The organism is Streptomyces sp. ID05-39B, from assembly GCF_033794725.1.
In the GTDB taxonomy this organism is placed as follows: domain Bacteria; phylum Actinomycetota; class Actinomycetes; order Streptomycetales; family Streptomycetaceae; genus Streptomyces; species Streptomyces bobili.
The window spans coordinates 1-22,265 of record NZ_JARGEF010000127.1 but is presented as its reverse complement, the minus strand read 5'-3'; the positions used below and the strand labels follow the sequence as shown (position 1 = coordinate 22,265).

At 72.5% G+C, this 22,265-nt stretch carries 20 protein-coding genes and 3 pseudogenes; 10 read left to right on the top strand and 13 right to left on the bottom strand.

The window, feature by feature from the left end; genetic code table 11:
* Nucleotides 1-17: 17 nt before the first annotated feature.
* The gene (locus tag P1P75_RS24855) at nt 18-683 is read left to right on the top strand and encodes a rhomboid-like protein (RefSeq protein WP_319258958.1); all 666 of its coding nucleotides are present in this window, start codon (nt 18-20) and stop codon (nt 681-683) included.
* 4 nt (nt 684-687) lie between these two features.
* On the opposite strand, the gene P1P75_RS24850 is transcribed toward P1P75_RS24855, so the two are convergent.
* Entirely contained in the window at nt 688-1,350 is a 663-nt protein-coding gene (locus P1P75_RS24850) for a GNAT family N-acetyltransferase (RefSeq protein WP_319258954.1), read from the bottom strand.
* Nucleotides 1,351-1,526: 176 nt separating this feature from the next.
* Here P1P75_RS24850 and lon point away from each other — a divergent pair, with 176 nt between their 5' ends.
* Both lon and P1P75_RS24840 read left to right on the top strand, forming a co-directional pair.
* Nucleotides 1,527-3,950, top strand: coding sequence for an endopeptidase La (gene lon, locus P1P75_RS24845; RefSeq protein ID WP_319258952.1), 2,424 nt, complete (start codon nt 1,527-1,529; stop codon nt 3,948-3,950).
* A 235-nt stretch (nt 3,951-4,185) separates the two neighbouring features.
* The gene (locus P1P75_RS24840; protein WP_319258950.1) at nt 4,186-4,677 is read left to right on the top strand and encodes a MarR family transcriptional regulator; all 492 of its coding nucleotides are present in this window, start codon (nt 4,186-4,188) and stop codon (nt 4,675-4,677) included.
* 25 nt (nt 4,678-4,702) lie between these two features.
* On the opposite strand, the gene P1P75_RS24835 is transcribed toward P1P75_RS24840, so the two are convergent.
* Nucleotides 4,703-5,488 carry a protein phosphatase 2C domain-containing protein gene (locus P1P75_RS24835; protein ID WP_319258948.1) on the bottom strand — a complete coding sequence of 262 codons (786 nt, stop codon included), beginning with the start codon at nt 5,486-5,488 and terminating at the stop codon, nt 4,703-4,705.
* Nucleotides 5,489-5,856: 368 nt separating this feature from the next.
* Here P1P75_RS24835 and P1P75_RS24830 point away from each other — a divergent pair, with 368 nt between their 5' ends.
* From P1P75_RS24830 to P1P75_RS24810, 5 genes are read left to right on the top strand one after another with little or no spacing between them, the layout of a single operon-like run.
* Nucleotides 5,857-8,586: a nitrate- and nitrite sensing domain-containing protein gene (locus tag P1P75_RS24830; RefSeq protein WP_319258946.1), complete on the top strand. Its 2,730-nt coding sequence runs from the start codon at nt 5,857-5,859 to the stop codon at nt 8,584-8,586.
* Nucleotides 8,583-9,086, top strand: a complete 504-nt coding sequence (locus P1P75_RS24825) for a roadblock/LC7 domain-containing protein (RefSeq protein WP_319258944.1) — start codon at nt 8,583-8,585, stop codon at nt 9,084-9,086. Before P1P75_RS24830 ends, P1P75_RS24825 begins: the two co-directional genes overlap by 4 nt.
* Nucleotides 9,083-9,550, top strand: a complete 468-nt coding sequence (locus tag P1P75_RS24820; protein ID WP_319258942.1) for a DUF742 domain-containing protein — start codon at nt 9,083-9,085, stop codon at nt 9,548-9,550. Before P1P75_RS24825 ends, P1P75_RS24820 begins: the two co-directional genes overlap by 4 nt.
* The gene (locus P1P75_RS24815; RefSeq protein ID WP_086770523.1) at nt 9,531-10,178 is read left to right on the top strand and encodes an ATP/GTP-binding protein; all 648 of its coding nucleotides are present in this window, start codon (nt 9,531-9,533) and stop codon (nt 10,176-10,178) included. The genes P1P75_RS24820 and P1P75_RS24815 overlap by 20 nt, the downstream gene beginning before the upstream one ends.
* A 13-nt stretch (nt 10,179-10,191) precedes the next feature.
* Nucleotides 10,192-11,445, top strand: a complete 1,254-nt coding sequence (locus P1P75_RS24810) for a styrene monooxygenase/indole monooxygenase family protein (protein WP_319258939.1) — start codon at nt 10,192-10,194, stop codon at nt 11,443-11,445.
* Here P1P75_RS24810 and P1P75_RS24805 read toward each other — a convergent pair.
* From P1P75_RS24805 to P1P75_RS24790, 4 genes are all read right to left on the bottom strand, one after another.
* The gene (locus P1P75_RS24805; RefSeq protein WP_319258937.1) at nt 11,442-12,503 is read right to left on the bottom strand and encodes an NlpC/P60 family protein; all 1,062 of its coding nucleotides are present in this window, start codon (nt 12,501-12,503) and stop codon (nt 11,442-11,444) included. The two genes, P1P75_RS24810 and P1P75_RS24805, sit on opposite strands and share 4 nt — an antisense overlap.
* Nucleotides 12,504-12,607: 104 nt before the next feature.
* Entirely contained in the window at nt 12,608-12,922 is a 315-nt protein-coding gene (locus P1P75_RS24800; RefSeq protein WP_319258935.1) for a hypothetical protein, read from the bottom strand.
* A 14-nt stretch (nt 12,923-12,936) separates the two neighbouring features.
* Nucleotides 12,937-13,587 carry a helix-turn-helix domain-containing protein gene (locus P1P75_RS24795; RefSeq protein ID WP_319258933.1) on the bottom strand — a complete coding sequence of 217 codons (651 nt, stop codon included), beginning with the start codon at nt 13,585-13,587 and terminating at the stop codon, nt 12,937-12,939.
* 79 nt (nt 13,588-13,666) lie between these two features.
* Nucleotides 13,667-14,605: a diiron oxygenase gene (locus tag P1P75_RS24790; RefSeq protein WP_319258931.1), complete on the bottom strand. Its 939-nt coding sequence runs from the start codon at nt 14,603-14,605 to the stop codon at nt 13,667-13,669.
* Between the two features lie 267 nt (nt 14,606-14,872).
* Here P1P75_RS24790 and P1P75_RS24785 point away from each other — a divergent pair.
* Nucleotides 14,873-14,983: pseudogene (locus P1P75_RS24785) on the top strand (Uma2 family endonuclease); the annotation flags it as partial.
* 285 nt (nt 14,984-15,268) lie between these two features.
* Here the strand turns inward: P1P75_RS24785 and P1P75_RS24780 are convergent.
* The 7 genes and pseudogenes from P1P75_RS24780 to P1P75_RS24750 form a co-directional block, all read right to left on the bottom strand.
* Nucleotides 15,269-15,787: a DUF3291 domain-containing protein gene (locus tag P1P75_RS24780; protein ID WP_319258929.1), complete on the bottom strand. Its 519-nt coding sequence runs from the start codon at nt 15,785-15,787 to the stop codon at nt 15,269-15,271.
* A gap of 45 nt (nt 15,788-15,832) precedes the next feature.
* The gene (locus P1P75_RS24775; protein WP_319258927.1) at nt 15,833-17,290 is read right to left on the bottom strand and encodes a penicillin-binding protein 2; all 1,458 of its coding nucleotides are present in this window, start codon (nt 17,288-17,290) and stop codon (nt 15,833-15,835) included.
* Between the two features lie 79 nt (nt 17,291-17,369).
* On the bottom strand, nt 17,370-18,737 hold the full coding sequence (locus tag P1P75_RS24770) for an FtsW/RodA/SpoVE family cell cycle protein (RefSeq protein ID WP_319258925.1): 1,368 nt from the start codon (nt 18,735-18,737) through the stop codon (nt 17,370-17,372).
* A gap of 64 nt (nt 18,738-18,801) precedes the next feature.
* A complete protein-coding gene (locus P1P75_RS24765) occupies nt 18,802-19,164 on the bottom strand; it encodes an SH3 domain-containing protein (RefSeq protein WP_319258923.1) in 363 nt (120 codons plus the stop codon).
* Between the two features lie 69 nt (nt 19,165-19,233).
* Entirely contained in the window at nt 19,234-20,511 is a 1,278-nt protein-coding gene (locus P1P75_RS24760; RefSeq protein ID WP_319258956.1) for a HAMP domain-containing sensor histidine kinase, read from the bottom strand.
* Nucleotides 20,512-20,534: 23 nt separating this feature from the next.
* Nucleotides 20,535-21,244 (bottom strand): annotated as a pseudogene (locus tag P1P75_RS24755) (hypothetical protein).
* Between the two features lie 206 nt (nt 21,245-21,450).
* Entirely contained in the window at nt 21,451-21,957 is a 507-nt protein-coding gene (locus P1P75_RS24750; RefSeq protein ID WP_319258921.1) for a protein phosphatase, read from the bottom strand.
* Nucleotides 21,958-22,066: 109 nt separating this feature from the next.
* On the opposite strand from P1P75_RS24750, the pseudogene P1P75_RS24745 reads away from it, so the two are divergent.
* Nucleotides 22,067-22,265: pseudogene (locus tag P1P75_RS24745) on the top strand (NERD domain-containing protein); the annotation flags it as partial.

The following is a 22,265-nucleotide window of genomic DNA, read 5'->3' as shown; positions in this document are numbered from 1 at the left end:
CACCGGGCCCCGCCCCGGTGATCCCGTCAGGACCCGGGCCCCAGGGCCATCGGCTGCGCCCCTGGCACCTGCTGCCCACCCCCACCGGCACCCCCTTCACCTTCTTCTACGCCGTCGTCCTGGCCTTCACCTCGTACGTCACCGCCCACGCGGACACCGCTCTCGTGCGTGTCCTGCACGAGAACTCCAGCACCGATGTGACGCATCTGCTGAGCGCCCCGGTACCGGTGCTGGCGGCGAGCGCGCTGTGGGTGGCCGGCGGGATCGCGTCGCCGTTCGTGCTCGGTTTCCTGCTGGTCCTCACCGCGCTGGAACGGCGCGTCGGCGGCGTCCGCGCGGCCGGCGTCTTCCTGCTCGGGCATGTGCTGGCCACCCTGGCGACCGAGATCCCCGTCGGCCTGGCCGTCCTCGTGGGCCATCTCCCGGACAGCTCGCTGCACCGCCTCGACTACGGCATCAGCTTCGGCGTCGCCGCGAGCGTCGGCGCGCTGGCCGGCCTGCTGACGCCCTGGCTGCGCCGGGCGCTGCTAGCGGTGTTCGGCGGACTGCTCCTCCAGGACCTCCTCGCGCTGACCGACCCGCTGAGCAACTGGGGCCACCTGATGGCCCTGGCGATCGGCGTCGGGACATGGCCGTGGGTACGGCGACGGTCAGCGGCGGAGGCCACCGGGACGAGCGGCTGACCGGCTAGTCCGTGCCCCGGCCGTCGCCCGTGAACTTCGCGCTGGTCAGCGGTGCTGTCACCGTCCAGTCCAGTGACTCGTACAGGGCCCGGCCCGCCGGGGTGCCGGCCAGGACGCCCGTCTCCGCGCCCTCGGACGCGGCCGTCTCCGCCAGGGTGCGCATGACCAGGCTGCCCAGGCCGCGGCGCTGGTGCTCGGGCGCGGTCTCGATCTGGTCGAAGACCGCGGTGGCGCCGGTCGGTGCGACCTGGCCGCGGGCCGCGAAGGAGCCGTCGGGGGTGGTGACCAGGAGGCGGGTGACGCCGCCGCGCGTCCAGCGCCGCAGGCGGTAGCCGTCGGGCACGCGCGTGTGCCCCGCCCGGGCCGGCAGCGCAACCGTCATCAGCCAGCCCGGCTCCGGATCCACCCACCAGCCCTCCCCGAGCCAGCCTCCGACCAGCGCGGGGTGCTGGAACACCTTCACCCACACGCCGGTCGCGGTCACGCCGTGCGCGACCTTGCGCACGGTCTCCTCCTCGACGCCGTCACCGACCGCCGCCAGGACATGCCGGGACACGTGCGCCGACTGCCCCACGTCCACCGTGAAGCCCCACGGCTCCCGCACCGGCGGCGCGGCCCCGCGCGACAGGACCCAGCCGTCCACCCACGCCCGTACGACGCCGTCCACGAAGTCTCCCGTAATGGTCTCTACGGCTATCTGCCTGTTACGGGAACTCTATGCGGCGGTACGTCGGTGGCGGCAGATGTGATCGCTGACAGCGAACGGCGGCCGGGTCGGGGAACAACGCGAGGCTCACGTGCATTGAGTCGGCATAACTCAACTTGACTGCCTAAGGGGAGATCATGGCTGCTGAGTCCGCGCCGTCCACACCGCTCACCCTGCCCGTGCTGCCGCTCGACGACGAGGTCGTGCTGCCCGGGATGGTGGTTCCGCTCGACCTCAACGACAACGACGTACGCGCCGCGGTAGAGGCCGCGCAGGCCGCCACCCGGTCCGAGCCCGGCAAGCCCCGGGTCCTCCTGGTCCCCCGCATCGACGGGGCGTACGCGAGCACCGGCGTGCTGGGCACGGTCGAGCAGGTCGGCCGGCTGGCCGACGGCGATCCGGGCGCCCTCATCCGCGGCCGTGGCCGCGTGAAGATCGGCGCCGGCACCACCGGCCCCGGTGCCGCGCTGTGGGTCGAGGGGACGAGGATCGACGAGAGCGCGCCCGATCCCCTGCCCGGCCATGTCACCGAGCTCGTCAAGGAGTACAAGGCACTCGCCACCGCCTGGCTGCGCAAGCGCGGCGCCTGGCAGGTCGTCGACCGGGTCCAGGCCATCGAGGACGTCTCCGCCCTCGCCGACAACTCCGGCTACTCGCCCTTCCTGACCACCGCGCAGAAGGTGGAACTGCTGGAGACCGCCGACCCGGTCGCCCGGCTCAAGGCCGCCACCCGGCAACTGCGCGACCACCTCGCCGAACAGGACGTCGCCGAGACCATCGCCAAGGACGTCCAGGAGGGCGTCGACAAGCAGCAGCGCGAGTTCCTGCTCCGCCGCCAGCTGGACGCCGTCCGCAAGGAACTGCGCGACCTCAACGGCGAGGAGCAGGGCGAGGAGTCCGACGACTACCGCGCGCGTGTCGAGGCCGCCGACCTGCCCGAGAAGGTCCGCGAGGCAGCCCTCAAGGAGGTCGACAAGCTGGAGCGGTCCAGCGACCAGTCCCCCGAGGGCTCCTGGATCCGCACCTGGCTGGACACCGTCCTCGAACTCCCGTGGAGCGAGCGGACCGAGGACGTCTACGACATCCGGGGCGCCAAGGCGATCCTGGACGCCGAGCACGCCGGCCTGGACGACGTGAAGGAGCGGATCACCGAGTACCTCGCGGTGCGCAAGCGCCGCAGCGACCGGGGTCTCGGCGTCGTCGGCGGGCGGCGCGGCGGTGCCGTGCTCGCGCTCGTCGGCCCGCCCGGCGTCGGCAAGACCAGCCTCGGCGAGTCCGTCGCCCACGCCATGGGCCGCAAGTTCGTCCGCGTCGCCCTCGGCGGCGTGCGCGACGAGGCGGAGATCCGCGGCCACCGCCGTACGTACGTCGGCGCGCTGCCCGGCCGGATCGTGCGGGCGATCAAGGAGGCCGGGGCCATGAACCCGGTGGTCCTGCTCGACGAGATCGACAAGGTCGGCTCCGACTTCCGGGGCGACCCGGCGGCGGCCCTGCTGGAGGTGCTGGACCCGGCGCAGAACCACACCTTCCGGGACCACTACCTGGAGGTGGAACTGGACCTGAGCGACGTCGTCTTCCTCGCCACGGCCAACGTCCTGGAGGCCATCCCGGAGGCCCTGCTCGACCGGATGGAGCTGGTCCGCCTCGACGGCTACACCGAGGACGAGAAGGTCGTCATCGCCCGTGACCACCTGCTCCCGCGCCAGCTGGAGCGGGCGGGGCTCGCCAAGGACGAGGTGACCCTCGACGAGAGCGCGCTGCGCAAGCTGGCCGGCGAGTACACGCGCGAGGCCGGCGTGCGCACCCTGGAGCGGTCCATCGCCCGGCTCCTGCGCAAGATCGCCGCCCAGCACGAACTGGCCGAGCGGGAGCTGCCGTTCACCGTCCGAGAGGAACACCTGCGGGACCTGATCGGCCGCCCGCACCACGTGCCCGAGTCCGCCCAGGACCCGGCCGAGCGGCGCACGGCCGTACCGGGTGTCGCGACCGGGCTCGCGGTCACCGGCGCCGGCGGTGACGTCCTGTTCGTCGAGGCGTCCCTCGCCGACCCGGAGACGGGCGCCGCGGGACTGACCCTGACCGGTCAGCTCGGTGACGTGATGAAGGAGTCGGCGCAGATCGCGCTGAGCTTCCTGCGCTCCCACGGCGCCGAACTGGAACTGCCGGTCGCCGACCTGAAGGACCGGGGCGTGCACATCCACTTCCCGGCGGGCGCGGTGCCCAAGGACGGCCCGAGCGCGGGCGTCACGATGACGACCGCCCTGGCGTCGCTGCTGAGCGGACGGCTCGTCCGCACCGACGTGGCGATGACCGGCGAGGTCTCCCTGACCGGCCGTGTCCTGCCCATCGGCGGGGTGAAGCAGAAGCTGCTCGCCGCGCACCGGGCGGGCGTGACGACCGTCGTCATCCCCAAGCGCAACGAGGCCGACCTGGACGACGTCCCGGCGGAGGTGCTGGACAAGCTCGACGTCCACGCCGTCACGGACGTCCGCCAGGTCCTGGAGCTGGCGCTGTCCCCGGCGACGAACGGGGCCGCGCCGGAGGTTCCGGTGGCGGCGTGACGGACGCCGCCGGACGGCGGAAGGCCCGGGTTCTCGTGAGGGAGACCCGGGCCTTCCCCCGCGCGCGGCCGCGCGCCTCAGCGGCACCGGACCGCGCGCACGGAGAACGCGGGCCGGGGAAGGCGCCCCGGAAGCCGCCGGAGGTCCGGGGCTGCGAAATACTTGAGGAGCTGCGGCCATGGCGTGAACGGGCGAAGAACGTCCAGCGCGGGAAAACCGGATCAGGAGTGCTGACGTGCACGAGGACGGAAACGGCGAAGGACGCGGGAGCGGATCCCCGGCCTCGCCGAGCGGTGTGGACCGGGAGTTCCTCTCCCTGGAGCGGGAGCTGACGGTGCTGCTGCGCCGGGCCCGCGCCAACCAGGGCGAGATGGCCCGCGAGGTCCATCCCGATCTGGAGTCCGCCGCCTACGGCCTCCTCGTCCGGCTGGAGGAGCTGGGCCGCCAGCGCGCGACCGAGCTGGCCGCCTACATCGGCGTCGGCAAGGCGACCATGTCCCGCCAGCTGCGCGCCCTGGAACAGCTCGGACTCATCGCCCGCGAACCCGACCCGGCCGACGGGCGCGCCTGGCTGGTCGACCTGACCGAGGAGGGCCGCACCCGGGTCGGCCGCGTCCGCGAGGCGCGCCGCGCCCGGTACGTCAGCCAGCTCGCCCACTGGGACCGCGGCGAGGTCTTTGAACTGGCCCGGCTGCTGCACGAGCTGAACCAGGGAATGGCCAAGTAGGCGCGGGCGGCCCCCGGACCGGGGCTCACAGCTCCACGTACACGGCCGTGGCGTCGTCGTGCGTCTTGGCCCGCCCCAGGAACACCCGCTCCGCGTCCCCCCGTTCCAGCTCCCGGACCCGCTCCACCACCGCCCGCGCACCCTGCCCGGCGACGAAGGCGAACAGGTCCGTCCAGTCACCCTCGCGGAACGTCTCCACCCAGCGGGTGACCCCGTCGCTCAGGGCGGCCAGGGAGGCCACGCTCCCGCGCGGGACGGAGCCGGTCACCGCGCGGGCCGCCACCGACGGGTCCGCGGCGGCCGTGAAGAAACCGCCTTCCCTGTTGCGGGCGCGGGAGTCGCAGATCTCCGCGCTGGCGAGCAGGGCCCGCGGCACGAGGTCGAGGCGGTCGTCGCGCACCGCCGTGACCGTGCCGTCCGGGGATGCCAGCAGGAGAGCCGAGTCGGACAGCACCAGGTAGTCGACCGTCTCCGGCGACCAGCGGGCCACGACCACGGTTGCCTGCGGGGTGCGCGGGTGAGAAAGGTCACAGGTTCCGGCGTGCGCCTCGGCGGTACGGGTGAGGGCGCGGCTCAGCGTCTCGGCCAGGGGAACATCCGGGAGGGAAACGGTCAGTTCGGTCAGGGCGCCGCCCAGCCGTGCCGTGAACCACGGAACCGAATGCAGGCAGCCCGAGCCGTGCGGGGGCGGCGTCACCCCGTCCAGGAGAACCAGCGAACCGCCCTGTCCGGAGGCGGGAAGTCCGACACTCGCGAAGTCCTCGTTGGGCCGGCCGCGATCACCGGGCTCCGACACAAGTTCCGTACGCATCCAGCCAGTCTGCACGACCCCTTCACGCCCTCCGCGAAAGGCCGGCGACATTCGCCGGGGCGGTGCACCCGCGCAGGTCAGACGCCTGTTTTGGGCGGGAATGAAGCGCTCCGGGAAGACGTGGCGGCGAATACTGCCAAAGGCTGCCGCTCACGTCCAACCGGCCCACCGGGTACGGCCGTCGCCCGCACCGGAGAAACTTGCCCGCCAACTCTCCTCCGATGTTCACTCCTTCGGGTGGCGGGGCATGCGATGCGCGACCCCTGCCCACCGGCACTGGGAGGGTCGGGAACCGTACCGGACAGGACACGTCAGTTGACGGTGTGTCATCCGGCCCATGGGTAAACGAGTCAGGAATGCGAGCACCGGTGCAGAAGACGCGGCCTCGGCGCCCAGGCAGCAGGACGGCCTCCGAGGGGGGCGCGGAGCGCACCCCTGTCGGCAAGGGCCGCCCCACCCACGTACGCAACCGGCTGATCGTCGCGGTGGCAGTCGTCGCCGCCACCATCGCCGTCGCGGGCGCGCCCTCCGTCCTCGACGCCTCCGGGCAGTTGAAGGACTCCCAGGACCTGGTCACCCTCGCCGAGCAGACCCAGGACGCGCTCGCGCTCGCCCAGGCACTCGCCGACGAACGCGACGAGGTCACCGTCTACGTCGCGGCCGGCCGGACCAAGGCCAGAGCGCCCTCCCCGGAGGGCAGCGCCCGCGTGGACCGGCAGGTGCGCGAGCTGACCGCCGACACCGACACGCCCACCGCGCTCCGCAAGGACCTCGAGGGCATCGCGACCGTGCGCCAGGAGGCCCTCACCGGCCGGAGCACCGCGCTCCAGGCCCACCAGGCCTACTCCGAGGCCATCACCGCGCTGCACGGCCTGGCCGAGCTGCTCGCCGAGCAGATGCCGCCCCGCGCGGGCTCCGGCGCGTACGCCCTGGCCGAACTGGACACCGCCGTCCAGCAGGCCGCCGCGACCCGCGGACTGCTGCTCGCCGCGCTGAACGTGCCGACCTCCACCGAGAGCGTCTACGACCCCGTCACCGGCGAGACCTCCACCGAGAAGGTCTCCTCCGACGCCGACACGGAACGGCGCGACGCCCTGACGGCCGCCGCCCAGCAGGCCCGCCTGCGCTCCGACGTCTCTCTGGGCGCCTTCCGGGAGAACGCGCCCGAGGCCGCCGTCGACTCCTACGACTCCACGGTCACCGGCGGCGACGTCGAGAGCGCCGAGAAATACCTGGCGTCCCTCACCGACCAGCCGGAACTGAGCGACGACGACCTCGGCACCAGCACCAAGAAGCTCGACGCCGCGCTGGCCGCCCGCGTCGAGCTGATGCGCGGCGCCGAGTCCTCCCTCTACGACCGCCGCACCAAGGACCTCGCCCAGCTGCGCGACGACGACGTCACCGCGCTGGAGATCCGCATCGCCCTGCTCGGCGCGCTGATCCTGCTGGCCATAGGCATCGCCACCGCCATGGCCCGCAGCCTCACCCGCCCGCTGGCCGTCCTGCGCATCGGCTCCGCCCGGCTGGCCGGCGCCGAGAACCCGGCGGCGGAGGAGCCCGTCCGGTTCACCGGCCGCAACGACGAGTTCGCCCAGGTCGTCCGCTCCGTGAACGCCCTGCACGAGCACGCCGCCGCGCTCCACGAGCGCGTCACCACCCTGGAGTCCGACCGCAAGCACCTCGTCGGACAGCGCCAGCGGATGGCCGACGCCCGCGAGGAACTGCGCTCCGAACTCGCCGACTCCGCCGCCCAGCTGGAACGGCTGCGCGGCAGCATCGGCGGCACCTTCGTCAACCTCTCGCTGCGTACCCTGGGCCTCGTCGAACGCCAGCTCGCGGTCATCGAGGGCCTGGAGGAGCGCGAGCAGGACCCCGACCGGCTGGCCACCCTCTTCAAGCTCGACCACTTCGCCACCGTCATGCGCCGGCACAGCGAGAACCTCCTGGTCCTGGCCGGCACAGAACACGTCCAGCAGCACGCCGGCCCCATCCCGCTGGTCGACGTCGTGCGCGCCGCGGTCAGCGAGATCGAGCGCTACGAGCGCGTACGCATCTCCGCGCTGCCCCCGCACGCGCACGTGGCCGGCTTCGCCGCCGACGACCTGAGCCACCTCCTGGCCGAACTTCTGGAGAACGCCACCTCGTTCTCCCCGCCGGACCTGCCCGTCGAGGTCTCCGGCTGGCTCCTGGAGAACGGCGAGGTCATGCTCTCCGTCCAGGACGAGGGCATCGGCATGACCGAGGAGCGTCTGACCGGCCTCAACGCCCGCCTCACCGCGTTCGCCCCGGACACGCCGTACGAGCAGGAGGACGAGGAGGGTCTCGGCCTCGGCCTCTACGTCGTGGCGCGGCTCGCCCACCGGCACGGCGTGCGTGTGCAGCTGCGCGAGCAGAAGCAGGGCGGGATCGCGGCCGTCGTCGTCCTCCCGACGCCCCTGCTCGCCACCTCGCCGGCCGCCGCGGTCCCCGCGTCCGCCCCGGCCTCCGGCACGCTCACCTTCTCGCTCCCCGGCGCGGACGCGGAGGCCAACTCCAACGTCCTGCCCGGCCGCCCGAAACCCGGCGGCGACCCCCTGGTCGAGGCCGCCGAGCGGGCCGTACAGGCGGCGGAACCGGAGACTCCGGCCGAGACGACGATGGAACTCCTGATTCCGGCGGAGGCGGAGCCGGAAGCGCAGCTGGAACAGCCGGCACCGGCAACGGCCCCGGAGCCGGACGCGGGACACGAGACGGCGGCCACCGAAGCCGCCGCCCCGGCCTCAGCGCCCGCAGGCGCTGAGGAGGAGGCCGAGGACGACGCGGAGCACACCCGCACCCCCGACGCCTCGGAGGAGATCGTCACCGACAAAGGGCTCCCCAAGCGCACCCCCAGACTGACCTCATCCACCCCGGCCCCCCGCCGGCGGAGCGGATCCGTGGACGCCGACGCCCTCCGCCGCCGCCTCGGTGGCTTCCGCCGGGGGGCGGAGGCCGGCTACCGCGACGTGGAGGCGGAGATCGCCGAGCAGACGGGCCAGAGCAAGGTCCCCTCACCCCAAGAAGCACACGCACACGCCGCACAAGACACGGGGGGCACAGTGGAGGAGGCAAGCAGTTGACCGCGCCCAGTACCTTCGGTCTGAGCAGTGAAGCCCGTAACCTGCACTGGTTGTTGACCAACCTGGTGGAGGAAGTCCCGGGCATCCAGTCCGTCGCCGTCGTCTCCTCCGACGGTCTCCTCCTGCTCTCCTCGGACCCTGGCCGCAATGACGCGGCCCGCCGGTCCGTGGAAGCCAAACCCGCCGGCCCGCGCGGTTCCGCCGCCGATCTGGCCGCCATCGTGTCCGGCATCGGCAGCCTCACCATCGGCGCCGCCAAGCTCATGGAGTTCGGCGGTGTGAAGCACACGATGGTCGCCATGGACGAGGGCAGCCTCTTCGTGATGTCGATCAGTGACGGCTCGCTGCTCGGTGTGCACGGCTCCGCCGACTGCGACATGAACGTGGTGGCCTACCACATGGCGCTGTTCGTGGGCAGGGCCGGACACGTCCTGACCCCCGAACTCCGCACCGAGCTGCGCAAATCCCTGGAATCGGAGACCGCAGGGAGCAGCCGATGAGTACGGCGCCGAAGAACCGCAGGCAGCAGCTCCCCGTGCGGGGCGGCGACCTCCCCCACTCTCGGCTCCGCTCCAGCGGGGGGACCCCCATGCCGGCCCGCGTCCGTCCCTACTCGCTGACCGGCGGCCGTACCCGCTTCGGTCACGTCCTCCTCGTCGAGACGTTCGTGGCGACCACGGGCGAACTCGGGGCGCCCGAGGAGCGCAAGGAACTGACGAACGGTTCCCTCTCCACCCGGGTGATGCCGGAGATGTGGGCCATCGTCGAACTGTGCCGCCGGATGCGCACGGTGGCCGAGATCGCCGCTTTGCTGAGGATGCCGCTCGGTGTGGTCCGGGTACTCCTCAGCGATCTCGCGGACCAGGGAAAGATCCGTGTGTACGGCACCGGGACCGGTCACGGTTCGGGCCGTCCCGACCGCGCTCTGCTGGAAAGGGTGCTGAGTGGACTCCGTCGTCTCTGACGCCGACATCCCGTTCGGTGTCTCCCCACTCCTCGACGAGCCGGACGAGGAGCTGAAGTCCTGGCAGACGGACCGTACCCGGGCCCCCGTCGCCACGAAGATCGTGATCGCCGGCGGCTTCGGCGTCGGCAAGACCACCCTCGTCGGCACCGTCTCGGAGATCACGCCCCTCCAGACCGAGGCGCTGATGACCGAGGCCAGCGAGGAGACCGACGACCTGACCGGCACCCCGGACAAGGTCACCACCACGGTCGCCATGGACTACGGCCGCCTCACGCTCGACGACGACCTGGTGCTCTACCTGTTCGGCACGCCGGGCCAGCAGCGGTTCTGGTTCATGTGGGACGACCTGGTGCGCGGCGCGATCGGCGCCGTCGTCCTCGCCGACACCCGCCGGCTCAAGGACTGCTTCCCCGCGCTCGACTACTTCGAGAGCTGCGGGCTGCCGTACGTCGTGGCCGTCAACCACTTCGACGACAGCGAGCGGTTCGAGCCGGAGGACGTACGGGAGGCGCTCACCGTCCCGGCCCACATACCTGTCATGATCATGGATGCGCGTCGCCGGATCTCCGTGATCGAGACCCTCCTGGCCCTGGTGGGCCACGCGCTCGACGAAACCCCCGAGTAGGAGACAGCCCCGCATGCGGAAGATACTCGTCGTCGGAGCCGGCCAGTCCGGTCTCCAGCTCGCCCTCGGCCTCCAGTCGCACGGGTACGAGGTCACCCTGATGTCCAACCGGACCGCGGACGAGATCCGCGCCGGCCGGGTGATGTCGACGCAGTGCATGTTCCACACCGCCCTTCAGCACGAGCGCGACCTCCAGCTGAACTTCTGGGAGCAGCAGGCCCCCAAGATCGAGGGACTCGGCGTCTCGGTGGCGGCCCCCGGCTCGCACGACCCCGGCCCGGCCCAGCGCGCCATCGACTGGGTGGGCAGCCTCGACGGCTACGCGCAGTCCGTCGACCAGCGCGTGAAGATGGCCGGCTGGATGGAGACGTTCGCACAGCGCGGCGGCCAGCTGGTGATCCACGGCGCGGCGGTCTCCGACCTCGACTACTTCTCCCGCGCCTACGACCTCGTCCTCGTCTCCGCGGGCAAGGGCGAGCTGGTGCAGATGTTCGGCCGCGACGCCTCCCGCTCCCCGTACAGCGAGCCGCAGCGCGCCCTCGCGGTGGCGTACGTCCACGGCCTCGGCCCCCGCCCGGAGCACCCGGACATGGAGGCCGTCCGCTGCAACCTGGTGCCGGGCGTCGGCGAGATGTTCATCATGCCGACGTTCACCACCTCCGGCCGCGCCGACATCCTGTTCTGGGAGGGCATCCCCGGCGGCCCGCTGGACGTCTTCAACGGCGTCAAGGACCCGGCCGAGCACCTCGCCCTGACGCTCGAACTCATGGAGACGTTCCTCCCCTGGGAGTACGCGCGGGCCACCAAGGTCGAACTGACCGACGCCGGCGGCACGCTCGCCGGCCGCTACGCCCCGACCGTCCGCAACCCCGTCGGCCGGCTGCCCGGCGGTGGCCTCGTGCTCGGCGTCGCCGACGTGGTCGTGGCCAACGACCCGATCACCGGCCAGGGCTCCAACTCCGCGTCCAAGTGTGCGGCCTCCTACCTCGCCTCGATCCTCGAACAGGGCGAGAAGGAGTTCGACGAGGCGTGGATGCGGGCGACCTTCGACCGCTACTGGGACACGGCCCAGCACGTCACCAAGTGGACGAACGCGATGCTGTCCCCGCCGCCGGAGCACATCCTCAACCTCATCGGCGCGGCCGGCCGGCTCCAGCCGGTGGCCGACCGCTTCGCCAACGGCTTCAACGACCCCGCCGACTTCGAGAACTTCTTCTACGAGCCGGACAAAACGGCGGCGTACCTGGGTTCGGTGGCCGGAGCCTAGAGCTTCGCCGGCCGTGACGGGTCCGGGCGTACGGCTCCGAGGATCGGGTTGGCGGCGATCGGGGAGACCTTGATCTCCTCGCCGGCTCTCGGCGCCTGGACCACACTGCCCTCGCCCAGGTAGATCGCCACGTGAGTGGCCTCGGGGAAGTAGATGACGAGGTCGCCGGGACGTAGTTCGGTCAGGGGGATGTGCTTCAGCTCGGCCCACTGTTCCTGGCTGGTGCGGGGGATGGGGGAGCCGGCGGCCCGCCAGGCCTCGGAGGTCAGGCCCGAGCAGTCGTAGGACTTCGGGCCCTCGGCTCCCCACTCGTACGGTTTGCCGAGTTGGCGTACGGCGTAGCGCACCGCCCGGTCGCCCTGCGTCGACGGATTGCGGTCGTCGCTCAGCACTCCCGAGTCCATGATCTTCTCCTGGGCCTCGGCGACGCCGTCGCGTTCGAGGCGGGCGAGGGCCGTGAGCTGGTCGGGAGTGAGGGAGGCGAGGAGTTTCTCCACGTCGTCCAGCCGGCGGCGTACGGCGTCGCGTTCCTTCTTCCTGCGTTCGGTGAGGGTGAGTTGCTCGTCGAGGGCGGCGCGGGCGCGGCGGGCCAGGCCGTCGGCCTTGCGTTCGCTGCCCTCCAGCCGCCCCACCGTCTCCACGCGCTCGCGCGCCAGCCGGCCGATCACCTGGCCCTGGTCGAGGGCGTGCTGCGGGTCGCGGGCGAGCAGCAGCCGCAGGTAGGGGGAGATGTCGGTGCTGGTCTGGTACTGCTGGCGGGCCAGCCGGCCGGCCGCGCCCCGGCTCTCCTGGAGGGAGAGACGGGTCCTGGCCAGGGCGGCGGTGAGGCGCTCGGCCTCGGCCCGGCGTTCCTTCAGCTTCTCCTCGGTCGCGTTGTAGGTCTCGGTGGCCTGCTCGGCCTGCCGGTACAGCTTCTGAAGATCCGTCAGCAGTGCGGCCACCGGCCGCTCGCCGGACGCCGGCGGTTCGGCCGCGGCGGTCCCGGGGGTCAGCAGGGCCTGCGCGGCCAGCGCCGTCGTACAGACCATGCCCAGCAAGCCCGGCAGCCTTCCTGACACGTCATCACCTCCGGTGCGGGGGCGGCCCCTCCGCCCCGCACGGCGAGCATCAGGTGTGCGGGAGGACTGCGCGCGCCGGGTGTGAGCGGTTCGGCCCAACGACGTCACCCGTCGGCGTCGTCCCGCTTGCCGTCCGGCGTGGCACCGGGACCGGTGTCCGGCTTCGACCACGGCCACTTCAGCCGGCTGTCCTTCTTGCCCTCGGGGTCGTACGCGTACTTCCAGCCCCGTTGCAGACCGAGCTTCCCGCCGTGCCCGCGCGGGACGCGGCGGTAGACCAGGACGGAGGGCGGGCCGCCGGCCGCGTCCGGCACCGGGATGCGGTACGTCTTCGGCGGGTGACCGGTCGGGCCCAGCAGTACGGGGAGGACACGGCCGTCCATCGGGCCGCCCTCGAAGGGGGTGTCTTCGCTCTTCACGCCACCAGTGTCGATCAGGTCTCCGCCGCGAGCGCACCACGGACCAGCTCGGCGGTCTGGGCGTCGCGCGCCGCGGTCACCGAGAGGACGGCGACGAACTGGTCCACCAGCCAGTCCCGCAGCTCCTCGGCGGGCGGCTGCTTGTCCTCGTCGAGCCAGATCAGCGAGGCCGCTTCCACTGCGGTGATCCACATCCGGACGGTCATCCGCAGCCGCGGTCCGGGCTCGGCCACGCCAAGGTGGCTGTAGATGTGCTCGGCCGCGGCCCGCCGTACGCCGTCCACGATGGCGGTCGTCCGGGAGGTCTCGACGACGCTGCCGCCCTGGAGGAGGGCGCTGAAGCCGGCGTCGTGCCGGGCGACGAAGGTGAGGTAGCGGTCCAGGGCGCGGGCCAGCCGGGGGAACGGCGGGCCCTCGTGGGGCTCGTCGAAGCAGTGCCGGAGTTCGTCGGCGGCGGTGCGCAGCGCGGCCTCGTACAGCTGCTGTTTGCCGCCGGGGAAGTACCGGTACACCAGAGGCCGGGAGACCCCGGCGGCCTCGGCCACGTCGTCCAGCGAGACGTCCTCGGGGACGCGGTGCGCGAACAGCGACAGGGCCGCCTCCAGCAGCTGGCTGCGGCGCTCCTCGACACTGAGGCGACGGTAGGCGGGGGCGGCGGGACTCATGACGTGCAGCGTAATCGCCCGCCCCGCGCCCGTGCCCGCCCGTGCCCGCCCGTGCCTCCTTCGGCCTGCCTGTGCGTGCCTAGGCCAGCAGGCCGGAGGACTTCCACAGCCGCCGGCCCACCCCGCGCAGCACGCCGATGTCGTCGAGGAAGTCCGTCAGGCGCTTCGAGCCGGTCTGCATGACCTCGCGGCGGTGGCCGCTGGCCTTGACCTGGGCGAGCGCCTCCCGTTTGTCCAGGCCGACGTTGGTGTAGACGTCCGGGTTCACGAAGGCCACCGAGAACACCCGGGCGAACTCGCCGGAGGTCACCCGCGTGAACTCCTGCGACCACCTCGGGGCGGTCACCATCTGCCGGCGCAGCTCCTCGCGGGCGTACCGCACGTGCCGGGCCTCCTCCACCACGTGGATGCGGGTGACGCCCCGGATCAGCGTCTGGACCCGCTCGTCGGGGAAGGTCAGCCGCTGCATCCAGTCGAGGACCTCCTCGCCGAGCAGCGTGGCCGTGAAGGAGCCGGGCGTGGTGGAGATCGTCTTGAACAGACGGCCGAGGTGCTGGTGGGCGCGGCTCACCGGGTACCAGGGGGTGCCGCCCTGCGCGATCAGCCGGGCGAACATCTTCGAGTGCCGGCACTCGTCCTCGATCTCGGTGAGCGCGTACCGCACGTGCGCGCTCGTCGCCGCCTTGTCGTAGATGTGCCGGCACAGCAGCTGCATGAGGATGATCTCGAACCAGATGCCGAGCGAGGCGAGGGCGGCGGCCTCGTGCTGGGACAGCAGGATGCGCTGCTCCTCGCCCATCCTCTTCCACAGCGGTGTGTCGTACAGCGACACCAGCTCCGGCGGCCAGAACCACTTGCCCTCCTCGAAGGGCGCGTCCCAGTCGAGTTCGGAGTCCGGGTCGAAGGAGTGCTTGGCGGAAGAGGCGAGCAGCCGCTCGGCCACCTGCTCCCGGTCCTTGAGCAGCCCGAGCGCGTCGCGCAGGCCGTCCAGCGCGTCGGCTTCCGTCAGGGTCGTCATGACTGATCCACCTCGTCGTGCGGGGGCGTGTACGGGTCGCGTTCGGGTCGTGCGGGGGTTACCGGTGGTTCGCTCGTCCAACGCCTCTTATGAGACTGCCTGTCAGCAAGCTCGTCAATCCCTGTGCGTCAACGGATTGCGCCGCACGCGTTCGATGGCGCGGCCGATCGCCGGGTCAGCTGGGTGGGCCGACCGCGTCCGCCAGGCTTCCGATAGGGCAGTGACCATGGGCGCCGCACGTGAGCACGGGCTGGACGAGGACGGTGAGTGGCCCCGCCCGCCGAGGGCTGGACGGCGGACGATCTCGAAGGTCTCCCCGATCTCCCTCCGCATACGGAGCTGATCGACGGGAGTCCGGTCTTCGTGAGTCCGCGGACGCGCATGCGTACGCGGCGCCCTGCGCTGCCGCGGGCAACGAGATGGACCGCGGCCACGGACGCCCCACCCCGCCCGGTCCGGCTGAGGCTGCCGTAGCGGCGGCAGGGCCCTAGGGCTGTTTCGAAAGTCCCGCCTGCTGGGCGACGCCTGGCACGCACGCTCGCCGCGTTGTCGGGATCATCCCGATACAACCAGTATCGGGATGATCCTCCGCCTTGCGATCGCACGCACCGGACGCCGCCCGGCCTGCCCTTCGGGCAGGCGACGCTACTTTCGAGACACGCCCTAGACCGAGCACCCCAGATCCTCGGGCACCTCGAAGGCGACCGGCTCCGCGCCCTGCGCGGGGAAGGACGTCCGCAGGGTGAAGGCGTACGGCGTCGGGCCGTGCGTGCGCAGGTGCAGGAGGCGGGCCTCGGCCTCGGCGACGGTCGGGCGGTGGCCCGCGGGCACCCACCACAGGGCCGTCATCGCCTCCTGGACCCGGTCGAACCACTCGCGCCGGCGGGCGAGCATCTCGCGGTGGCGGCCCTGGTACATGTACGTGGTCAGGGCGTTCGCGTCCCGCCACATCGTCAGGTTGACGATCAGCCAGTCGTCGCCGAAGACCGGGACGTCGGTGGCGTTGCCCTCCTCCGACTGGAGCCGCCACACATAGCCGTCCGCGGCTTCCGCGTCGGCGTTGACGGGATCGAGGGCGTCCACGAAGTCCTTCAACTCCGGTGAGTCCAGCGGGAACTTGAGGCGGGAGATGTTGACCTGGGCGAGTTCGAAGGCGGGCGAGGCGGCGGCTGCGTCAGTCATGGGCGCACGGTAGGACGCACCTGTCCGGTCCGGGAAGCCCCCGTCTCACGGGGTGAGCACCGCCTCCATCACCGAGCGGGCGATCGGCGCCGCGAGACCACCCCCGGTGATGTCCCTCCGCTTCGCCGCGGAGTCCTCCACCACCACCGCGACCGCCACCCTCGGCTCCAGGTCCCGGCCGCCCTGCGCCCAGGAGACGAACCAGGCGTACGGCGTCCCGGCGTTGCCGATGCCGTGCTGGGCGGTGCCGGTCTTGCCGCCGACGGTCGCGCCCGGGATCGCGGCGTTCCTGCCGGTCCCCTCGCGCACCACGTCCGCCATCAGCTCCCGCAGCCGCCGCGCGGTCGACGGCCGCACCACCTGCCGCACCGTGCGCGAACCGGCCGTGGCGACGGTCGCCCCGCCTCTCCGCGTCGTCCGCTCCACCAGGTACGGCGTGCGCAACTGCCCGCCGTTGGCGACGGCCGCCGAGACCATCGCCATCTGCAGCGGCGTGGCCCGCGTGTTGTACTGCCCGATCGAGGACAGGGCCAGCTGCGCCCGGTCCAGGGAGGTGTCGAAGGTGCTCCGCGCGACGGCGAACGGAATCCGTACGCCGGCCGCGTTGAATCCGAACGCCTCCGCCGTGCCCACCATGTCGGTGAGCCCCACGTCCACGCCGAGTTTCGCGAACACCGTGTTGCACGACCACATGAACGCCTCCCGCAGCGGGGCGTCCTCACAGCCTTCGCCGCCGTTCGTCAGCAGCGTCGTCGTGCCGGGCAGCCGGTACGGCGCGGGCGAGCCGGTCGGCGCGTCCAGATCCCTGATCACGCCCGCGTCCAGCGCCGCCGCCGCGGTGACCACCTTGAACGTCGACCCCGGCGGATACGTCTGGCGCACCGCCCGGTTCAGCATCGGCCGGTCCGGATCGGAGTTCAGCCGCGCCCACTCCCGCTCGACCCCCGGCCCGTTCCCCGACAGCGCGGCGGGATCGTACGACGGCGCCGACACCAGCGCCAGGATCCGTCCCGTCGACGGCTCCACCGCCGCCACCGCGCCCTTGCGGCCGGCCAGCCCCTCGTACGCCGCCCGCTGGGCCCGCGGGTTCAGGGTCGTCACCACGTGCCCGCCGGCGGGCAGGGACCGGGTGACGTCGTTCCACAGCGGCAGCGGCGACAGCCGGGGGTCCGTGCCGGAGAGGACACCGTCGTGCGCGTGCTCCAGGAACGTCGTCCCGTACACCTGCGAGGCGAAGCCCGTCACCGGCGCGTACAACGGCCCGTTGAGATACGTCCGTTCGTAGCGCAGCTGCTCCCTGGTGTCCCGGGAGCCGGTGACGGGCACGTCCTCGACCAGGATGTCCCCGCGGGGCTGGCCGTAGCGGGCGATGACGGCGCGCCGGTTGGCCGGGTTGTCGTCGTAGGACTCGGACCGGACGACCTGGATGCGGGCGGCGTTGACGAGCAGGGCCACCAGGAGGAGGGCGCAGAAGACGGCGGCCTGGCGGATGTGCCGGGTCATCACAGGGACGTCACCTCGGGTCGCGGGGGTTCGGCTTCGCCGCTCGGCGGTGCCGCGGGTGCGGGAACCTCCGGCCTGCTCACGGCGCGGCCTTCCCGTCGTACTGACGCCGGGCCGAGTCGCTGATGCGGATCAGCAGCGCCACGATCGCCCAGTTGGTGACCACCGACGAGCCGCCCTGCGCCAGGAACGGCATCGCCATGCCGGTCAGCGGGATCAGGCCGGTCACCCCGCCGGCGATCACGAACACCTGGAGCGCCCAGATCGAGGCGAGCCCGACCGCCAGCAGCCGGCCGAAGGGGTCGCGCAGGGCCAGCCCGGCCCGGTAGCCGCGCTCCACCAGAAGTCCGTACAGCAGGAACAGCGCGGACAGTCCCGCCAGGCCGAGTTCCTCACCGGCCGTCGCCAGGATGAAGTCCGACTTGACGGCGAAGCCGATCAGGACGGAGTGGCCGAGTCCGAGACCGGTGCCGAAGGTGCCGCCGGCCGCGAAGGAGAACAGGGACTGCGCGAGCTGGTTGGGCCCCTCGCCCGCGGCGATCGACGCGAACGGGTGCAGCCAGTCCTCGACCCGGCTGTGCACGTGCGGCTCCAGCCGGCCGACGGCGGCCGCGCCCAGCGAGGCCAGCAGCAGCCCGACCGCGGTCCAGCCGATGCGGCCGGTCGCCACGTACAGCATCACCACGAAGAGGCCGAAGAAGAGCAGCGAGGTGCCGAGGTCACGTTCGAGGACGAGTACGCCGACACTCAGCAGCCAGATCGCGACGACCGGCCCGAGGACCCGGCCGGTCGGCAGCTGCATGAACCAGATCCGGCGGCCCGCGTGGGCGAGCGCCGTGCGGTTGGCCGCCAGGTACGCCGCGAAGAACACCGCGAGCAGCACCTTCGCGAACTCGCCCGGCTGGATGGAGAACCCGGCGATCCTGATCCAGATCCGGGCACCGTTGACCGCCGGGAAGAGGATCGGGAGCGTCAGCAGGACCAGCGCGGCGGCCACGCACACGTACGCGTACCGCTGGAGCACCCGGTGGTCGCGCAGCGCGGCCACCACGAAGACGAACAGGGCCACGCCCAGGGTCGACCACACCAGTTGGGTGGGCGCCGCCCGGTCGCCGGGGGTCTCCAGGTCCAGCCGGTAGATCAGCACCAGCCCGATCCCGTTGAGCAGCACCCCGATGGGCAGCAGCAGCGGATCGGCGTACGGGGCGCGCAGCCGGACCGTCAGATGCGCCAGCAGCGCGAGCACGCCGAGCCCGGCACCGTAACCGGCGGCGCCGGGCGGGACGCTCCCGTTCCTGGCGAGCCCGACGGCGCAGTAGCCGAACACGGACAGCAGGACGGCCAGGACGATCAGGGACAGCTCGACGCCGCGGCGCCTGGGCAGGCGTGCCACGGGGGCCGGCGCGTCCGCCGTCGGGGCGATGACTTCGGCTCCGGCGTGCATCATGTCCGGAACTTACCCAAATGGGGCTCCTTGTGAGCCTTGGTGGATCTCAGGTGACTCTTCGGTGTCAGCAGCGGCGTGGCGTGGGGCCCAGGTCGCGGATGTAGCGCGCCGAGCCGTAGGCCCACGCGCCGTCCGTCAGGAGGTACCACTGCGCGTTGCCGTCGATCTTCTGGCCGGTGGTCCGGCAGTAGACGGTGACGATGTCGTTGCGGAAGGCGACGCGGACCACCTTGCCGCCACGGTTCGGCGCGCTGCGCAGCAGCAGTTGGCTCGCCGTCACGACGCCCTTGTAGAGGCGCGGGGCCTGGCGGCCGGTGCCGCCCTGGCCGCCCTCGCTCGCGGTGGCGGGGGTGACGGCGGCCGCGGCGGCGAGGGCGCAGGCGGCACCGGCTATGGCGAACCGGGTCAGGGCGGAGCGCAGGGACATCGGAGACCTCCGAAAAGGGGGCGGAGCTGACTTACCGCCACATTAGGAGGGCTCGTGGCCGGTCGCCCGTCACGCTGCGCCATCGGGGAGACCGTCCCCGGTGGAGGACGTGGCCCCCTCGCGCGGGCCCGCCCCGGCGGGCGGCGTGTGAGGCAGCGTCAGCGTGGCCACCGCGCCGCCGTCCGGCGCGTTGGCGAACGTCAGACGGGCGCCCAGCACCTCCGCCTGACCGGCGGCGATCGTCAGCCCGAGGCCGTGCCCCTTCGCGCCCCCCTCGGTACGGAACCGCTGTGGCCCGTGCGCCGTCAGGTACTCCGGGTAGCCGTCCCCGTGGTCCCGTACGGTCACCACCGGCCCGTTCACCGTCAGCACCACCGGCGCCCGCCCGTGCAGACGCGCGTTGGCGACGAGGTTGCCGAGCACCCGCTCCAGCCGCCGCCGATCGGTCTCGACCAGGGACTCCCGTACGACCCTGACCTCGGTACCGGTACCGGCACCCGGGGTGCCACCCGGCGAGCCCGCCGCCGCCCGCACCACCCGGCGGGCCACGGCCTCCAGGCTCTCGGTGTCCAGCTCCAGCCGCTCGCCTCCGGTGTCCAGGCGGGAGATCTCCAGCAGGTCCTCGGTGAGCGTGCGCAGGGCGGCCACCCGGTCGCGCACCAGCTCCGTCGGCCGGCCCGGCGGCAGCAGCTCGGCCGCCGCGTGCAGCCCGGTCAGCGGGGTGCGCAGCTCGTGGGCCACATCGGCGGTGAAGCGCTGCTCGCTCAGCAGCTTGCCCTGGAGCGAGGACGCCATCGAGTCCAGCGCGACGGCGACCACGGCCACCTCGTCCTGCGGACGGGTCGGATCCTTGGTGCGTGGATCGTCCACGCGCGCGTCCAGATCACCCGCGCTGATCCGCCGGGCCACCCGCGCGGTGGCGTGCAACCGCCGGGTCACCCGGGTCACCGCGAACGCCCCGACCAGCAGGGTCGCCCCGATCGCCAGGACCGACGACCACAGGATCGCGTTGTCCAGGGCCTCGATGGTACGGGCGCTCTGCCGGTAGTCGACGGCCACCGCCAGGGCCCTCTCACCGTCGGCGGGACCGGCCGCCCACATCGTCGGCCGCCCCCGGTGCTCGGCGACCATCGTGCCGCGCTTCCCGGTCACCGCGAGCCTGCGCAGCGCCGCGGGCAGCCCCGGCGGGTCCACCTCGGCGCCGAGGCGGAGGGTGTCCCCGGCCTCGAACGCCGTGGTCGCGTCCTCCAGCCGGGACAGCGCGAGATCGCGGGCCTCGCCGACGGTCTGGTGCGTCACCGAGACGTGCACGAGGACGCCGAGGAGCGCGGTGAGCGCGCAGCACATCACCGTGATGAAGACGGCGGCCTTCACGGCGAGCGGCCGATGAGGCTCGCCCGCCCTCGGTGGTCCGCACCATCTCGTCGTGGGTGAGCAGCATCGCCTTCTGGTCCGCGGCCCAGGTCCACTGGAGGCGGTACTCGTACCCGGCGACCTCGGACGGCGAACGGATGATCACCGACCGCCCCGCCAGCTCGACCGCGCTCACGGCGTCCTCCCAGCCCATGACCTGCACCAGCCGGTGCTCCTCGACCGTGTAGACACGCACGGCCGTCAGGTCGCCGGGCAGCTGCCGAAAGCCCAGGGTCAGTTCGTCGCGCCCGTCACCGGTCAGGTCGCGGTAGTACGGCCGCAGGACAGGGCACGGCTTACGCTCGGCGCCGCTCTCGTCGCAGTCGGCCATCAGGCGGGACGTCTCGCGGTACGGCGCCGCGGAGCCGTCGTACTCGTCCGGGTGCGCGGCGATCTCCCGCCGTACGACCTCGACCGGGTCCACCCGGTGGATGTCGTCGCCGGGGACGGCGACACCCTTGACGACCTGGATGTTCACCTCGTCGATGTCGAACGCCGGGCTCGATGCCGCGGGCAGGTCCGGCCACAGTTTCTCCGGGCTGACCGCGGTCGGGGTCTTCCCGGCCCCCTTCAGCCCGCCGGCGTCGCCGCAGGCCGCGGTCGCCGACGCCAGCAGGGCGACGGCCGCCAGGGCGAGGGCGGTACGGCGGGGGCGGGGGTGCGGCACGGGGCTCCTGGGATCACGGTGACGGTCGGCCCCGTACACCTTATTCGTAGGGAAGTCCTTTTTGCGTACCGGGCGGGCGCCGGTCAGGGACCGGCAAGGGGGCCGGTCGGGGTGGCTCAGCGGTGGTGCGGGGGTGGCTCAAAGGTAGTGCTGAGGTCGTTCGGTGGCGCCGGGGCCGGCGGCCGGGGGAGCGGCTGGAGAAACGATTACTCGGCCAGCTCCTCCAGCAGCCGGGCCGTCGGCAGGCCCGCCCGCAGGTACTCGACGAACAGCTCGTTGTGCAGGGCCCAGGGCGAGCGCCGCGACCGTATCAGCCCGATCGCCTCGTCGGGCGAGTGGCCCCGGCGCACCAGCGCGTGGGCGACGACCAGGCCCGATCGGTTGTATCCGTGCCAGCAGCGGACCAGCACCGAACGCCCCTCGTCCAGCGCCTCACCGGCCGCCTGCGCCAGCCGCATCACCCCGGCGAGCTGGGTGCCGTCCAGCGGCCCGTCGGGGATCGGCCACACATGGTGCTGGACGCCCCGGTCCGGTCCGTGTCCGGGCAGCCGCAACAAGGTCTGGACGAGATCGAACTCGCCCCGTACCACCGCGAACTCCCGCTGCCCGCTCCGCCCGCGGAACTCGTGCCCGCCCATCCACAGGCCGGGCACGATCTCGCTCCACGGGCTGTCCGGAGCCGGTACGTCGGCTTGCTTCCTGCGGGTCCGCAACGGCGCCTCCCCAACCGCGTCCCTGGGGCATGCCCAACTCCCTCCAAAGGTAACCGCCTTCTTGCCCCTGGAGCACCCGCCTGTTCCCATGGTCATGGGGTGATGGTGCATGAACGGACTGCGCGTCGTGCCGACCTGGAGCCACGGCCAGGAGCGGCTGTACGTCTGCCGGAAGGACGGCAGGAACATCGCCTGGTACGACAGGGAGGCCGGCCGGGTCAACATCCTCAGCGAAGACCGCCGAGCCGACATCCTGGAAACGCTCGGCCCCTTCCTGACCGGCCCCGTCACCGTGGGCCCGCCCCCCG

What these genes read in the sequence shown, in the direction of transcription:
- lon (WP_319258952.1), top strand. Translation starts at nt 1,527, where the DNA reads ATGGCTGCTGAGTCCGCGCCGTCCACACCGCTCACCCTGCCCGTGCTG.
- P1P75_RS24835 (WP_319258948.1), bottom strand. Translation starts at nt 5,488, where the DNA reads ATGCGTACGGAACTTGTGTCGGAGCCCGGTGATCGCGGCCGGCCCAAC.
- P1P75_RS24820 (WP_319258942.1), top strand. Translation starts at nt 9,083, where the DNA reads ATGAGTACGGCGCCGAAGAACCGCAGGCAGCAGCTCCCCGTGCGGGGC.
- P1P75_RS24810 (WP_319258939.1), top strand. Translation starts at nt 10,192, where the DNA reads ATGCGGAAGATACTCGTCGTCGGAGCCGGCCAGTCCGGTCTCCAGCTC.
- P1P75_RS24795 (WP_319258933.1), bottom strand. Translation starts at nt 13,587, where the DNA reads ATGAGTCCCGCCGCCCCCGCCTACCGTCGCCTCAGTGTCGAGGAGCGC.
- P1P75_RS24790 (WP_319258931.1), bottom strand. Translation starts at nt 14,605, where the DNA reads ATGACGACCCTGACGGAAGCCGACGCGCTGGACGGCCTGCGCGACGCG.
- P1P75_RS24780 (WP_319258929.1), bottom strand. Translation starts at nt 15,787, where the DNA reads ATGACTGACGCAGCCGCCGCCTCGCCCGCCTTCGAACTCGCCCAGGTC.
- P1P75_RS24775 (WP_319258927.1), bottom strand. Translation starts at nt 17,290, where the DNA reads ATGACCCGGCACATCCGCCAGGCCGCCGTCTTCTGCGCCCTCCTCCTG.
- P1P75_RS24770 (WP_319258925.1), bottom strand. Translation starts at nt 18,737, where the DNA reads ATGATGCACGCCGGAGCCGAAGTCATCGCCCCGACGGCGGACGCGCCG.
- P1P75_RS24765 (WP_319258923.1), bottom strand. Translation starts at nt 19,164, where the DNA reads ATGTCCCTGCGCTCCGCCCTGACCCGGTTCGCCATAGCCGGTGCCGCC.
- P1P75_RS24760 (WP_319258956.1), bottom strand. Translation starts at nt 20,511, where the DNA reads ATGTGCTGCGCGCTCACCGCGCTCCTCGGCGTCCTCGTGCACGTCTCG.